We start from the raw sequence: 13,951 nt of genomic DNA on the forward strand, positions 1-13,951 counted from the left end.
CAATCAAGAACTGTGTGGGAACAGCCGATGAACCGTTATCTGAAACTCCTTCTCCTCACCTCCTGCGCCGGCCTCGCCATCAGCGCGGCTGAAGCCAAGACGCTGCGGTTCGCTGAATCGCAGGAAATCAGTTCGATGGACCCTCACGCGGCGCGTGAGGATTTCACGCTCAGCCTGATCGGCAACGTCTATGAAGGCCTTGTCCGCTGGAACAAGGAGCTCAAGATCGAGCCGGCCCTGGCCGAAAGCTGGGAAACGCTGTCCGACACTCAGTGGCGCTTCCACCTGCGCAAGGGCGTGGAGTTCCACAACGGCAACCCGTTCACCGCCGACGACGTGATCTTCTCCTATGAGCGTGCCGGTTCGCCGGGCTCGCCCTTCGCCGGCCTGCTCGAGCCGATCGCCGGGATCGCCAAGGTCGACGACCACACCATCGACATCACGCTCAAGCGCAAATACGCGCTGCTGCTCAACGATTTCGCCGGCTGGTACATCCTCGACAAGGAATTCCAGGAATCGATCGGCGCCCAGAAGCCGCTCGACCTGTCGACCAACACCGGCGGCGCGATGATCACGCAAGGGATCGGCACCGGACCGTTCAAGGTCGCCAGCCGCGAGCCCGACGTGAAGACCGTCTTCGTCGCCAACGAAAAATGGTGGGACAAGCGCGAGCACAACATCGACGAGATCGTCTACACGCCAATCGCCAACAATGCCACGCGCGTCGCGGCCCTGCTCTCCGGCGAGGTCGACTTCATCCGCAACGCGCCGCCGCAGGACGTCGCGCGCGTCGAGGGAACACCCGGAATGCAGATCATGCGCGCGCCACATCTGCGCAACATCTTTTACGGCATGGACCAGCAGTCCAAGACCTTGCCCGGCCTCGATTCCAACCCGCTCGCCGACGTACGCGTCCGCAAGGCGATCTACCAGGCCATCGACATCGACGGCATCAAACGCTCGATCATGCGCGACAACAGCCGCCCGTCGGCGATCATGATGGCGCCGCAGTTGCCCTTCTACGACGCCAGCCTCGACGTCCGCTTCCCCTTTGATATCGAGGCGTCGAAGGCACTGCTCAAGGAAGCGGGTTATGCCGACGGCTTCACCTTGCCGATGGATTGCCCGGCCGGTTCGTTCATCAATGACGAGCAGATCTGCCAGGCAACTGTCGGCATGCTCGCCAAGGTCGGCATCAAGGCGCAGCTGACGATGCACCCGCCTGTGCAGTTCGACACCGAGCTGCCCGCCGGCAAATACTCTTTCTACATGCTCGGCTGGGCCGGCCTGCCGACGCTGGACGCCTACAACATCATCTCGGCGACCTTCCACACACCCACCGGCGACCTCGGCGCCTGGAACCCGAAAGGCTATTCCAACGCCCGCGTCGACGAGCTGATCCCGCAGATCGGCACCGAATACGACACCGAGAAGCGCCAGGAGATGATCTCCGAGGTGATGAAGCTGCACCGCGACGAGGTCGGCAAGATCATGCTGCACCAGCAGTTCCTGACCTGGGGTATGAGCGACAAGGTCCACGCCATCGTACCAGCCGACGAATACACGCGGTTCTGGTACTACACGATGGACTGACGATTGATCGGAGGCTGGGCGCCACGCGCGCCCGGCCTCTTCTCCATTTCAGAGGCTGAGATGATTTCCTTGCTCGCCACGCGACTGACCAGCGTCATCCTCGTGATGCTGGTCGTGTCGGCGCTTTCGTTCTCGATCTTCAATTTCCTCGGCGACCCGGTGAACAACATCCTCGGCGTCAACGCCACGCTTGCCCAGCGCGAGGAACTGCGTGTCGCCCTTGGTCTCGACCAGTCGACTTTCGTCCAGTTCTGGCGCTTCGTCGAACGTGCCGTGGTCGGCGATTTCGGCATCTCCTATCGCAACCGCCAGCCGGTGGTCGACCTGATCCTCGCCCGCCTGCCGGCGACGCTGGAGCTCGTCATGTGCGCGACCGTCATTGCCCTTGCCATGGGTATCCCGATGGGCGTCTATACGGCGCTCAAGCCACGTGGCCTGTTGAGCCGCAGCCTGCAGTTTGGGTCGCTGCTCGGCATCTCCATGCCGCAGTTCCTGATCGGCATGCTTCTGATCCTGGTGTTCTCCGTCGAACTGCGCTGGCTCTCGGCCTTCGGCCGCGGCGAGGTCGTGACGCTGGGTTGGTGGACGACTGGCCTGCTCACCACATCAGGCATCAAGGCTCTGATCATGCCGACCATCACGCTCGCCGTGTTCCAGGTGTCGATGATCATGCGGCTCGTGCGCGGCGAAATGCTTGAGGTGGTACGCACGGATTTCGTCAAGTTCGCCCGCGCCCGTGGCCTGTCTGACCGCGCCGTCTATCTGACGCATGCGCTGCGCAACAGCCTGTTGCCGGTCATTACCATCACTGGCCTGCAGATCGGCTCGCTGATCGCCTTCGCCATCGTCGTCGAGGCGGTCTTCCAGTGGCCCGGCATGGGCATGCTGATCCTGCAGGCCATCGAATTCGCCGACTTCCCCGTCATGGCCGCCTATCTCGCCTTCGTCGGTTTCAGTTTCGTCACGATCAACCTGGTCGTCGACCTTATCTATCTCGCCGTTGATCCAAGGTTGCGCGCAAAATGAGCCAGCTCGTCCTCCGACTGAAAGCCTTTGGCAACAGCGAACTGGCCTGGCGTTTCAGGAACTCGCCGCCGGTCATCTTCGCCGCTGTCGCGCTGATCGCGCTGGTGTTCTGTGCCGCCGCCGCAAGCCTGATTGCGCCTCACAATCCGTTCGATCCGGCCACCCTCAACATCATGGACGCCCGCCTGCCGCCGGCATGGATCGACGGCGGCAGTTCGACCTACCTGCTAGGCACCGACGAGCAGGGCCGCGACATCCTCTCCACCATCTTCTACGGTATGCGGGTGTCGATCCTGGTCGGCATCGCCGCCGTCGCCTTCTCGATGACCATCGGCGTCGCACTCGGCCTGATCGCCGGCTATCTCGGCGGCTGGGTCGACACGGTCATCATGCGGCTCGGCGACATCCAGCTCAGCTTTCCGACCATCATGATCGCCTTTTTCATCGACGGCGTCGCCAAGATCGTCATGCCGATCGGCATGCGCGAGGAGATGCGTTTCTACGTCGTCATCCTGGCGATCGGCGTCGCCGACTGGGTGCAGTTCGCCCGCACCGTGCGCGCTGCCACCATGATCGAGCGCCGCAAAGACTATGTCGCCGCAGCCCGCATCAGCGAGGTCGGCAACGTCCGTATCCTGCTTGCCCACATCCTGCCCAACACCATCGGCCCGGTGCTGGTGCTGGCAACGCTCGGCCTCGGCGTCGCCATCCTCACCGAAGCGATCCTGTCCTTCCTCGGCCTCGGCATGCCGCCGTCGCAGCCCTCGCTCGGAACCCTGATCCGCGCCGGCAACGACCTGCTGCTGTCGGGCGAATGGTGGATCTCGCTGTTCCCCGGCGCCGCACTCGTGCTTCTGGTGCTGGCCGTCAACATCGTCGGCGACTGGCTTCGAGACGTCCTCAATCCTCGCCTTCGCTAAGACCACGGAACAGCAATCATGACCAACCTTCTGCTCACCAATGTCCGCCCCGATGCCGGGAGCGCGGGCAACATCCTGATCGAGAACGGCCGCATCGCGGCGATTGGCAGCAATGTGACGGGCCCTGACGGCATCACGGTCGTTGACGGCAAGGGCGCGATCGCCATTGCCCCCTTCGTCGAGGCGCACGTCCATCTCGACAAGATCCTGTGGGGCCTGCCCTGGCACAGCATCAATGTGCCGGATTCACTCCGCTCCATGATCGACAACGAGGTCGAGATCCGCCGCAGCTTGCCCTGGTCTGTCGCCGAGCGCGCCGGCAATCTGATGCGCCAGTGCGTCGCCAACGGCTCGACCCACATTCGCAGCCATGTCGACATCTCGCCCGAATACAAGCTCGACAATCTGCATGGCGTGCTCGCCGCATGGGAAAAGACCAAGCACGCCGTCGACCTCGAGATCGTCGCCTTCCCGCAACTCGGCATGCTGATCGAGCCGGGTACGGCAGAGCTTATGGAAGCAGCCCTTGACGAAGGCGCCTCTGTAATCGGCGGCATCGACCCGGCCAGCGTCGACGGCGACGCGAAGGGCCATCTCGACACCATTTTCGGCATCGCCCACCGCAAGCAGGCCAAGATCGACATCCACCTGCATGAGCGCGGCGAGCTCGGCCTCTACGAACTCGGCCTGATCGCCGAGCGCGCCAAGGCGCTTGGCATGCAGGACAAGGTCATCGTCAGCCATGCCTTCTGTCTCGGCACCGCATCGCGCGACGAGCTCGCCCGCATGATGGACCTGCTCGCCGAGGCCGGCATCGGCATCATCTCGGCGGTGCCCGGCGACATCCCCTTCCCGCCGATGTTCGAGCTTGCCGACTATGGCGTGCGTTGTGCTGTGGCGTCGGATTCGTTGCGCGACACCTGGAACCCGCATGGCAATGGCGACATGCTGGAGCGCTGCTGGCTGTTGTCCTGGCGCAGCAACTGCCGCACCGACGCCGAGCTGACGGCTGCCCTCGACATGGGTACGAAGCGCGGCGCCGACCTGCTCGATCTCGCCGGCCATGGGCTGGATGTCGGCTGCGACGGCAGCCTCGTGCTGATCGAAGGTGAAAACCAGGCCCAGATCGTCGTCGACCGGCCCAAGCGCGCACTGGTGGTCAAGCGCGGCCGTATCGTCGCCCGCGACGGCAGTTGGATCGATGGTGGCGGCGCATGAACGCAATCGTTACCGAACAGCCCTTGCTCAAGGTCGCCAATCTCGGCCGCACCTTCGATGTTTCAGCACCCTTCCTGCAACGCCTGGCAACCGGCGCCCCGCGTCGCAGCGTCAAGGCCGTCGACGGCGTCAGCTTCGCCATTCGCCCCGGCACCACCTTCTCGCTGGTTGGCGAATCCGGCTGCGGCAAGTCCACCGTCGCACGCCTCGTCGCCGGACTGGAAAGGCCGACCGTAGGCGCCGTCGAGATCCGCAAGGACAGCGGCGAGCGTGTGCGCTTGCAGATGGTGTTCCAGGATCCGGTCGGCAGCCTCAATCCACGCTGGCGCATCGGCCAGAGCATTGCCGAGCCCATGGCGCGAAAGCTTGGCCGCATTGAGCGCCGCAAGCGCATCGGCGAGCTGCTGGTCACCGTAGGCCTGGCACCCAGCGACGCCGACAAATATCCGCACGAATTCTCCGGCGGCCAGCGCCAGCGCATCTCGATCGCCCGCGCGCTTGCCGCCGAGGCCGAGCTGCTTTTGCTCGACGAACCGACATCCGCCCTCGACGTGTCTGTGCAGGCACAGGTGCTCAACCTGCTCAAGGATCTGCAGCAGAAACTAGGGCTGACCTATCTGTTCATCAGCCACAATCTGTCGGTCGTGCGTTTCCTCACCGACCGCATCGGTGTGATGTATCTCGGCCGCCTCGTCGAGGAAGGACCGGGCGAAATCATCCTCGAAAACCCGCAACACCCCTACACCAGGCTGCTGCTCGAAACCGTGCCCGACCTCGAAGCGCCGAAGCGCGACCGCGCGCCCTTGGGCGGCGACATTCCGAGCCCGCTCAACCCGCCCAGCGGCTGTACCTTCCACCCGCGCTGCCCGCTGGCGATGGACGTCTGCAAGAAGGAACGGCCGGAACTAAGGCACTCGGCAGCCGGCGCCAACGTCGCCTGCCACGCCATTCAAGACTGAGCAGCAACGCACAACGCAAGGCCAGTTCCCGCACATTAGATCCGAAAGGTTGCCAACCTTCGGCATGCGCCGGCCGTTCATTCGGGCGGTCGGCAAAGAAGGGCTCGACCTTTCGGTTGACGAGCCTCTCGTCACACGCCAGAAAGTGTTCACCAAAGCCGCGCTTCGCCTTCTGGTTGCTCGCCACGGCTCTGCTGGACGGCCGCATGCCGGGCACCTGTCTTGGGCCTATGGAGCTTCGCACCCCATGAAAATTCCCCGGAAGCTCGGTCATATCTGGATAGGCCCGAAGCAGCAGCCGTCGCAGTGGATGCAGAGCTGGATCGAGCGGCACCCGGACTGGGAATACACGCTCTACGACAATGACTTCCTCCGTAACGGCACGTTCAGGACTCGCGCCCAGATCGACGAGTACATGAAGCGCGGCGCTTATGCCGGTGCCGCAGACCTGCTGCGCTTCGAAATCCTGTACGCCCAGGGCGGCTACATGGCCGGGCGGACAGCATTTGCGTCCACCCGGTCGATGAATTGTTCGATGACGGTGGAAGCCTCTACACTGTCTACGAAAACGAATTCCTGCGCGGCCAGTTGGTTGCCCCGATCGTTGCGGCTGCGCCGGGCCATCCATTCCTGGACCTGATCCTCTCCATACTGGAAAAGCCCCCCCGGCCGAACTGGACGAGCCCTGGAGGAACGGCATCCTCGCCACCGCCGGAGGCCCCGCCTTCATCGTCGATACGGTGAAGGCGCCCAACGACAGCATTCCGGCCGCCATCGCCATTCTCCGCAATGCCCAGCCAGCCAACAAGCGCGCAGTGATCGGCTTTATCTCCGACTATACTGGTGGCCCGAGGAAGGGCACCGCACTTGCATACGACCTCGCCTACCAATGTTCGGACCAGTTCATCTTCGTCGGCGAAAACGGCCATCGCGCCCGCCCTACCGCAGAGGACAGGAACAGCGGCAAGTTCATCGACTTCCTCTTGCCAAAGGAGGCATCTGACTATGTCAAGGCAACCTCGCGGCCGAACGAACTGATCCTTCTGAAGGGGTCACAGACCCAGCATCTTGAACGGATCGCGCTCAGTTGGACACACGATGTCCAGTGCTGGGAAACCAATTGCGGCAAGTACATCGACTGTCTGCAATGCGGAATGGTCGAGGTTCCCTACCACGATCATCGCAAGGCCCGGAAAGCTCGTTCGCGGGCCATGCGGAACAAAGGCAGCCAATCCACGGACTGAGGGCATGCCCCCTCGAGCAGGAGTGACGGGCGAGGCCTGGCCCTCCGGGTGAAACTAGCTTATCTCGGCCCTGGCCCGTGGTCGGGTGTCGTTGCGCTCATATGTGAAAATCGCCGGTGGCAGCGGGTCGCGGTTGCGGATGATGTCGGCGCCTTTCTCACCCATCATGACAGTCGGGCCATTGGTGTTGCAGGAGGGCACGCGCGGCATGACCGAGCTGTCGCAGACACGCAAGCCCTCCATGCCATGTACCTTGAGCTCAAGGTCGACGACAGCCATATCGTCGGTGCCCATCTTGCAGGTGCCGACAGGGTGATGGTCTGTCTTGGCGTTGGCGCAGCCATAGTCGAACAGCTGTTCCTCGGACACCTTGTCCGGTCCGGGCAGCCGCTCGGCCAGCACGAACGGCTTGAGCGCTGCCTGCTGCATGATCTCGCGTGCAACCCTGAGACCTTCGATCGACATCTTGCGGTCGTGCGGATCGGCCCAGTAATTGGGGTCGATCAGCGGAGCCGCCGCCGGGTCGCTGGACGCGAGCCGCACCGTGCCGCGCGAGCGCGGATGCAGATAGGCGGAGTTGAGCGTCACGCCGGCGTTCTTGAGCCTGGCGACGCCGGCCTCGATGCCCGAACCAAGGCCGAGATGGAACTGGATGTCCGGCGAACGCGCGTCGGGATCGGCGTACCAGAAGCCACCCGTTTCAAAGAGGCTTGACGTCACCGGCCCGGTGCGGAACAGCACATATTGCAGTCCTGCCCACAGCGTCCGATGCAGCTTGGCGACGTTGTCGTAAGTGTGATCGCCGGTACATTCGGAAATGACGAACAGGTCGAGATGGTCCTGCATGTTTTCGCCGACACCCTTGAGGTCGTGGACGACAGGCACACCGACGCTCTTCAGGTGATCGGCCGGGCCGATGCCCGACTGCAGCAGAAGCTTGGGCGAGCCGATGGCCCCGGAGGAAACCAGCACCTCGCGCTCGGCGCGGATGATTTCGCTGCCATTGCCGCTCGCGACCTCGACACCGACAGCCCTGCCCTTCTCGACCACGATGCGCGTTACCCGTGCGCCGAGCCGGACGGTCAGGTTGCGCCTGTCCTTGATCGGGGCGAGATAGGCCATCGAGGCCGACGAGCGCCGCTTGTTGCGCTGGGTCAATTGATAGAAGCCGACGCCGGCCTGCTGTTTGCCATTGAAGTCGTGATTGTAGGGAATGCCGAGCTCCTGGCCGGCGCGGATATAGGCATCGCAGATCGGCAGGGCAGCCGACGGCATCGACACGCCGAGTGGCCCGCCATAGCCATGATAATCGTCGGCGAAACGCTGGTTGTCTTCCGAGCGCTTGAAATAGGGCAACACCGAGCGGTAGTCCCAGCCGGTGCAGCCGTCCTCGCTTGCCCACAGATCATAGTCTGCGGCGTTGCCGCGCGTGTAGAGCTGGGCGTTGATGCTGGAGCCGCCGCCGATCACCTTGGCCTGGGTGTAGCGCAAGACGCGGCCTTTCATGTGCTTCTGCGGCACGGTTTCCCAGCCCCAGCTGGCCACGCCCTTGGTCATCTTGGCAAAGCCCGCCGGCATGTGGAACAGCGGGTTCCAGTCGCCGCCGCCGGCCTCAAGTAACAGTACGCGCACATCGGAATCTTCGCTCAACCGGTTGGCCAGCACGCAACCGGCTGGACCCGCACCTGTGATGATGTAGTCGTAAGTCATCTCTGATCTCAAAGTCGCGCGACCGACAGCGCACCGTCAGCCCTGATGATGGAGCCGGTGGCAAAGCCGAAGCCGCCGCTGGCGAGTGCCGCCGCGATGCGGCCGATGTCGTTCGGCTCGCCCCAGCGTTTGACCGGCACGAGGCCGTCAGCGATGAGCCGGTCGTATTTCTCCGAGACTTTCGCCGTCATTTCGGAGCGGATGATTCCGGGCCGGATTTCGAACACGTCGATGCCGGTGCCGGCGAGCCGCAGCGTCAGCCCTTGGGTGAATGCGGCAAGCCCGGCCTTCGACATGCAGTAGTCGAGCCTGTCGGGCGACGTCATCTCGGCCGAGATCGAGGTGATGTTGATCACCGAGCGCGGATGCAATGTCGGTGGTGCGATGAGCATGGCCCGCAGCACCGCCTGGGTGAAGAACACCGTGCCGCGCAGATTGACCGCCATGATGGCGTTGAAATTCTCGGGCGTCATCTCGAGGAAATCGCCGCGCACCCCGGACGCGACACCGGCATTGTTGACCAGGCAGTCGATCTGCCCGAAATGCCCGACGATCCTGTCGACCGTGCCGGCATGGCCGTCGAGGTCGGCAAGGTCGGAGGCGAGGAACAGCACGCGCGCACCGTGTTTCTCCAGCCCCGATACCGCCTCTGCCGAGGCAACGTCTTCCTCGCGATCGGTGATGGCGAGGTCGAAGCCCGCCCTGGCAAGCGCTTCGGCAACGGCAAGGCCGATGCCGCGCCGCGCGCCGGTCACCAGTGCCACCGGTTTTGCCGCCACTTTCATGCCGCCAGATCCTTTTCAGCGATGTGGTCGGCAACCCGCAGCGCCTGCGCCGCGATCGTCAGCGCCGGATTGACCGCCGCCGATGTCGGCAGGAAGCTCGCATCGACCACGAACAGGTTCGGATGGTCGAAGGCGCGGCAGAAGACGTCGAGCGGGGCGTCCTTGGGGTCGCTGCCTATCCTTACCGTGCCGCACTGGTGCGACGGCGTGCGCTTGTCGAAGGCGCGTGAGACGACGACCGGGAAACCTGCGCTGCGCAGCACCTGCTTGAGCTTGGCTACCAGCCGCTCATGCGCCTGCCAGTTGCTGCGCACCCATTTCAGCACGATGCGGTCGCCATCGACCATGACCCGGCTTTCCGGCGACGGCAGGTCCTCGCTCATGGCGTAGAAGTCGATCGAATGCGCCGTCGTCAGATTCAACAGCCACTCCGGCACGGCGGGCATCGCGCCCTTCAGGATGGTGCCCGAGATGCGCCCGAGCAGCTGGACGTTGCCCAGTGGCGGCCCGCCCTCGCCGTCGGAGAGATAGAAATCGTTGAAGCCGAAGGTCTTCTGGTAAACCGAGTCATTGCGGAACCAGGGGCTCATGGCGATGACAGCCGTCGAATTGTGGTTCATGAAGTTGCGGCCGACCTGATCGGAGCGGTTGGCGAGGCCGCTGGGGTTGCTGTCGTTGGCCGAGCGCAGCAGAAGCACCGCCGATTGCACAGCCCCTGCCGACAGGATCGCCAGCTTCGGTCGCAGCACTGTTGCCTCGCCATTGCGCAGGTAATGAACCGCAACGATCCGCCCGTCGGCGGCCGCCTCCAGATGCGTCACACGCGAGCCGGTCTGCAGCTTGACGTTCTCATGCTTCAGCGCCGCGGCCAGCGCCGTCGTCTCGGCATCCATCTTGCCGTCGAAGCTGTTGGGGTGGGCGTCCCACGGCGTCTTGCCCTTGGCCAGCCAGCGCTCGATATCGACACCGAGCGGCAGCGAAAAGGGATGCATGCCGTTGGCCTTGAGGCGTGCCCGCACCTTCGAGATCGCGGGCTCGTCGGCAACGGGCTTCAAGCCATAGGGCTGCGAATGCACGGGCTCTGTCGGGTCTTCGCCGAGCGTACCGCGCACCTGATAAAGCTCTTCGGCCCTGCCGTACCACGGCTCCAGGTCTTCATAGGCAATCGGCCATGCCGGCGACACACCGTCGAGATGCTGCATCTCGTCAAAGTCCTCGCGGCGGTAGCGTGTCAGCACGGCGCCGTAGAACTTCGAATTGCCGCCGACATTGTAATAGTTGCCTGGATTGAAGCCGGTACCGTCGGCCTCATACCAGGTCTCGTCAGGGCGGAAATGCCCGCGCTGGAAGATGGCGCGCTGGTCGCGGTTCTCCGGCCGGTCGGCGATATGGCCACCAGCCTCGAGCACGAGAATCTCCGCGCCGGTCGCGGCGAGCCCTGCAGCAACAGTGGCGCCGCCGACACCCGAGCCGATGATGACGATGTCAGGCTGTCCGGACATGTCAGGCGATGCGCAGCTGGCTCTTCGGGTCGAAGAACACCGCCTTGTCCAGGTTGAAGGCGAGCTTCGTCTTCTGGCCGGCATGGATCGCGGCGTCGGCACGCAGCCGCGCCACCACTTCCTTGCCGCCGAGCTTGGTCACAGCGAAGGTGTCGGAACCGGCAGGCTCGACCACCTCGATCAAACATTCGCCCTCGGCGATCGACCTGGCGTTGCGATCGGCACCATCCGGGTCGGTCAGTGCTTCCGGACGGACACCGAAGATGATCTCCTTGCCCGAATAGCCACCGAGCACACCATTGGCATTCTTGATCGGCAGCGCCAGCGGCTTCTCGCCCGGCCTTTCGAGCATGACGTTGAGCCCGCCCTCGCCGTTTTCGAGGCGCGCGGTCAACAGGTTCATCGCCGGCGAACCCATGAAGTCGGCGACGAACATGTTGGCCGGGCTGTTGTAGATCTCGGCCGGCGTGCCGAACTGCTGCAGGGTGCCGTCCTTGAGCACGGCGATCTTGGAGGCCAGCGTCATCGCTTCGATCTGGTCGTGGGTGACATAGACGATCGTCGTCTTCATGCGCTGGTGCAGGCGCTTGATCTCGGTGCGCATGTCGACGCGCAGCTTGGCGTCGAGGTTGGACAGCGGCTCGTCGAACAGAAAGACCTGCGGATTGCGCACCAGCGCCCGGCCCATGGCAACACGCTGGCGCTGGCCGCCGGAGAGCTGGCTCGGCTTGCGGTCGAGCAGGTGGCCTATCTGCAGGATGTCGGACACCTGCTTGATCGCCTTGTCGCGCTCGTCCTTGGGCACGCCGCGGATTTCCATGCCAAACGCGATGTTTCCGGCCACCGTCATGTTCGGGTAGAGCGCGTAGGACTGGAACACCATGGCGATGTCGCGCTTGGACGGATGCAGCCCGGCGACCGAATTGCCGTTGATGGAGATCTCGCCCGAGGTGATCGGCTCGAGCCCGGCTATGGTGTTGAGCAGCGTCGACTTGCCACAGCCCGACGGGCCGACGAGCACCAGAAAGCCGCCCTTGTCGATCTCGATATTGATGTCCTTGAGGATCTCCACCTGGCCATAGTTCTTGTAGAGATTGCTGATCTTGAGAAACGACATGGGCTTACCCCTTGACCGCGCCGGCCATCAGGCCGCGCACGAAATAGCGTCCGGAGACGATGTAGACGATGAGGGTGGGCAGGGCGGCGAGGATCGCGCCGGCGAAATGCACGTTGTATTCCTTCACGCCGGTGGACGAGTTGACGAGGTTGTTGAGCGCTACCGTCAGCGGGATCGAGTTGAAGCCCGAAAACGACGAGCCGAACAGGAAGTCGTTCCAGATGTTGGTGAACTGCCAGATGACGGTGACGACGATGATCGGACCCGACGACGGCAAAAGGATGCGCCGAAAGATCTGGAAGAAGCTCGCGCCGTCGATCTGTGCTGCCCGCACCAGTTCGGTCGGGAACGCCTCGTAATAGTTGCGGAAGAACAGCGTGGTGAAGCCGAGGCCGTAAATGGCGTGGATCAGCACAAGGCCGGTGATGGTGCCGGCAAGGCCGGTCAGGCCGAGGATGCGCGCCGACGGGATCAGCACGATCTGGAACGGAATGAAGCAGGCAAGCAGCATCAGGCCGAAGACGATGTTATCGCCCTTGAAGCGCCATTTGGTCAGCACATAGCCGTTGAGCGCTCCGAGGATGGTCGACAGCGCCACCGCCGGAACCACCATCATCACCGAGTTCAGGAAATAGGGTTTCAGCCCCGTCGGCGAGACGCCGATCTGCGCAGTCGACCAGGCGGACAGCCAGGGCGCTATCGTCCATTGCTGCGGCAGCGCCAGCATGTTGCCCTGGCGGATCTCGTCCAGCGGCTTCAGCGAATTGACGACCATCACATAGAGCGGCAGCAGGTAGTAGACCGCAAACAGGATGAGAACGGCATAGATCAGCGCACGGGCGAAGATGCCGTTACGGGTTGCGACGTCCTGGGAGGCGGCACTCATTTCTTCTTCCCCCCGAGTTCGGAGTAGAGGTAGGGCACGATGATGGCGAAGATCATCATCATCATGATGATCGCGGACGCAGCACCCATGCCCATTTCATTGCGGCCAAAGGTGAACTTCTGCATGAACAGCGCCGGCGTCCAGGTCGCAGTCCCCGGTCCGCCGTCGGTCATCGCCACCACAAGGTCGTAAGACTTGATGGCGAGGTGGGCGAGCACCACGAAGGCCGACAGGAACACCGGCCGCATCAGTGGAATGATGATCCGGCGATAGATGGTGAGCGTCGAGGCGCCGTCGATCTGGGCGGCCTTGATGATTTCGTTGTCGACGCCGCGCAGGCCGGCGAGGAACATCGCCATGACGAAGCCCGACGATTGCCACACCGCAGCGATGACGATGGTGTAGATCGCCATCTGGCCTTCCTTGATCCAGCGGAACGAGAAGCTTTCCCAACCCCATGACTGCATCACGTGCTCGAGGCCGATGCCGGGGTCGAGAAACCACTTCCAGGCGACGCCGGTGACGATGAATGACAGCGCCATCGGGTAGAGATAGATCGGGCGCAGCACGCCCTCGCCGCGGATTTTCTGGTCGAGGAAGATCGCCAGCGCCAGCCCGATGAAACTGCAGATGACGATATACAGCACCGAGAAGATCGCAAGGTTCTTCAGCGCCGTGATCCAGTTGGGATGGTTGAACAGCCTGACATAGTTGTTCAGGCCGACCCAGGTCGAGAAATCGGGCAAAAGCTTCGAGCCCGAGAACGACAGGAAGGCCGTGAAGACGATGAAGCCGTAGACGAAGATCAGGATCAACGCGAAGCTCGGCGCCAGCACGATCTTCGGCAGCAGGTCCTGCAACGTCGCGCGCGGGTTCGTCACCGCGCGGGGTGCGGTCGTGGTGAGATCGGCCATGGGGTCCAGCCTCTGGGTTGTCAGGTCAGGATGTGCCCCGACCGAAGCCGGGGCACGAAGTTCGGTGAAGGGCCTGC

At 63.4% G+C, this 13,951-nt stretch carries 13 protein-coding genes; 7 read left to right on the forward strand and 6 right to left on the reverse strand.

Translation table 11 applies throughout. From position 1 onward, the window contains the following. The first annotated feature begins 27 nt into the window (after window positions 1–27). From HNQ95_RS23600 to HNQ95_RS23630, 7 genes are all read left to right on the forward strand, one after another. Complete coding sequence (locus HNQ95_RS23600) at window positions 28–1,593, forward strand: ABC transporter substrate-binding protein (RefSeq protein WP_182575407.1); 1,566 nt, start codon at window positions 28–30, stop codon at window positions 1,591–1,593. A gap of 60 nt (window positions 1,594–1,653) precedes the next feature. Then, window positions 1,654–2,619, forward strand: a complete 966-nt coding sequence (locus tag HNQ95_RS23605; protein WP_067958301.1) for an ABC transporter permease — start codon at window positions 1,654–1,656, stop codon at window positions 2,617–2,619. Further along, window positions 2,616–3,539: an ABC transporter permease gene (locus HNQ95_RS23610; protein WP_182575406.1), complete on the forward strand. Its 924-nt coding sequence runs from the start codon at window positions 2,616–2,618 to the stop codon at window positions 3,537–3,539. Before HNQ95_RS23605 ends, HNQ95_RS23610 begins: the two co-directional genes overlap by 4 nt. An 18-nt stretch (window positions 3,540–3,557) precedes the next feature. Next, the gene (locus HNQ95_RS23615; RefSeq protein ID WP_182575405.1) at window positions 3,558–4,757 is read left to right on the forward strand and encodes an amidohydrolase family protein; all 1,200 of its coding nucleotides are present in this window, start codon (window positions 3,558–3,560) and stop codon (window positions 4,755–4,757) included. Then, window positions 4,754–5,716 carry an ABC transporter ATP-binding protein gene (locus HNQ95_RS23620; protein WP_154386963.1) on the forward strand — a complete coding sequence of 321 codons (963 nt, stop codon included), beginning with the start codon at window positions 4,754–4,756 and terminating at the stop codon, window positions 5,714–5,716. The genes HNQ95_RS23615 and HNQ95_RS23620 overlap by 4 nt, the downstream gene beginning before the upstream one ends. A 64-nt stretch (window positions 5,717–5,780) precedes the next feature. Next, on the forward strand, window positions 5,781–6,356 hold the full coding sequence (locus HNQ95_RS23625; RefSeq protein WP_246719267.1) for a glycosyltransferase: 576 nt from the start codon (window positions 5,781–5,783) through the stop codon (window positions 6,354–6,356). A 100-nt stretch (window positions 6,357–6,456) separates the two neighbouring features. Continuing rightward, the gene (locus HNQ95_RS23630) at window positions 6,457–6,960 is read left to right on the forward strand and encodes a hypothetical protein (protein WP_182575423.1); all 504 of its coding nucleotides are present in this window, start codon (window positions 6,457–6,459) and stop codon (window positions 6,958–6,960) included. 54 nt (window positions 6,961–7,014) lie between these two features. Here the strand turns inward: HNQ95_RS23630 and HNQ95_RS23635 are convergent, their stop codons facing one another. The 6 genes from HNQ95_RS23635 to HNQ95_RS23660 are packed head-to-tail and all read right to left on the reverse strand — an operon-like array spanning window position 7,015 to window position 13,874. After that, a complete protein-coding gene (locus HNQ95_RS23635) occupies window positions 7,015–8,670 on the reverse strand; it encodes a GMC family oxidoreductase (RefSeq protein WP_182575404.1) in 1,656 nt (551 codons plus the stop codon). Window positions 8,671–8,678: 8 nt separating this feature from the next. Then, the gene (locus HNQ95_RS23640) at window positions 8,679–9,455 is read right to left on the reverse strand and encodes a 3-ketoacyl-ACP reductase (RefSeq protein WP_182575403.1); all 777 of its coding nucleotides are present in this window, start codon (window positions 9,453–9,455) and stop codon (window positions 8,679–8,681) included. After that, window positions 9,452–10,957: a GMC oxidoreductase gene (locus HNQ95_RS23645; RefSeq protein ID WP_182575402.1), complete on the reverse strand. Its 1,506-nt coding sequence runs from the start codon at window positions 10,955–10,957 to the stop codon at window positions 9,452–9,454. Before HNQ95_RS23645 ends, HNQ95_RS23640 begins: the two co-directional genes overlap by 4 nt. Window position 10,958: 1 nt before the next feature. Next, a complete protein-coding gene (locus HNQ95_RS23650) occupies window positions 10,959–12,074 on the reverse strand; it encodes an ABC transporter ATP-binding protein (protein ID WP_067958279.1) in 1,116 nt (371 codons plus the stop codon). Window positions 12,075–12,078: 4 nt separating this feature from the next. Next, on the reverse strand, window positions 12,079–12,960 hold the full coding sequence (locus tag HNQ95_RS23655) for a carbohydrate ABC transporter permease (RefSeq protein ID WP_067958276.1): 882 nt from the start codon (window positions 12,958–12,960) through the stop codon (window positions 12,079–12,081). Continuing rightward, window positions 12,957–13,874, reverse strand: a complete 918-nt coding sequence (locus tag HNQ95_RS23660; protein WP_067958274.1) for a carbohydrate ABC transporter permease — start codon at window positions 13,872–13,874, stop codon at window positions 12,957–12,959. Before HNQ95_RS23660 ends, HNQ95_RS23655 begins: the two co-directional genes overlap by 4 nt. Between the last annotated feature and the right edge of the window lie 77 nt (window positions 13,875–13,951).

Source organism: Aminobacter ciceronei (assembly GCF_014138625.1).
Taxonomy (GTDB): Bacteria; Pseudomonadota; Alphaproteobacteria; order Rhizobiales; family Rhizobiaceae; genus Aminobacter; species Aminobacter ciceronei.

Bases quoted from the DNA above. Each gene is read 5' to 3' on its own strand.
- HNQ95_RS23635 (WP_182575404.1), bottom strand. From the start codon at position 8,670: ATGACTTACGACTACATCATCACAGGTGCGGGTCCAGCCGGTTGCGTG.
- HNQ95_RS23600 (WP_182575407.1), top strand. From the start codon at position 28: ATGAACCGTTATCTGAAACTCCTTCTCCTCACCTCCTGCGCCGGCCTC.
- HNQ95_RS23645 (WP_182575402.1), bottom strand. From the start codon at position 10,957: ATGTCCGGACAGCCTGACATCGTCATCATCGGCTCGGGTGTCGGCGGC.
- HNQ95_RS23605 (WP_067958301.1), top strand. From the start codon at position 1,654: ATGATTTCCTTGCTCGCCACGCGACTGACCAGCGTCATCCTCGTGATG.
- HNQ95_RS23610 (WP_182575406.1), top strand. From the start codon at position 2,616: ATGAGCCAGCTCGTCCTCCGACTGAAAGCCTTTGGCAACAGCGAACTG.
- HNQ95_RS23625 (WP_246719267.1), top strand. From the start codon at position 5,781: ATGCGCCGGCCGTTCATTCGGGCGGTCGGCAAAGAAGGGCTCGACCTT.
- HNQ95_RS23615 (WP_182575405.1), top strand. From the start codon at position 3,558: ATGACCAACCTTCTGCTCACCAATGTCCGCCCCGATGCCGGGAGCGCG.
- HNQ95_RS23655 (WP_067958276.1), bottom strand. From the start codon at position 12,960: ATGAGTGCCGCCTCCCAGGACGTCGCAACCCGTAACGGCATCTTCGCC.
- HNQ95_RS23620 (WP_154386963.1), top strand. From the start codon at position 4,754: ATGAACGCAATCGTTACCGAACAGCCCTTGCTCAAGGTCGCCAATCTC.
- HNQ95_RS23650 (WP_067958279.1), bottom strand. From the start codon at position 12,074: ATGTCGTTTCTCAAGATCAGCAATCTCTACAAGAACTATGGCCAGGTG.
- HNQ95_RS23640 (WP_182575403.1), bottom strand. From the start codon at position 9,455: ATGAAAGTGGCGGCAAAACCGGTGGCACTGGTGACCGGCGCGCGGCGC.
- HNQ95_RS23660 (WP_067958274.1), bottom strand. From the start codon at position 13,874: ATGGCCGATCTCACCACGACCGCACCCCGCGCGGTGACGAACCCGCGC.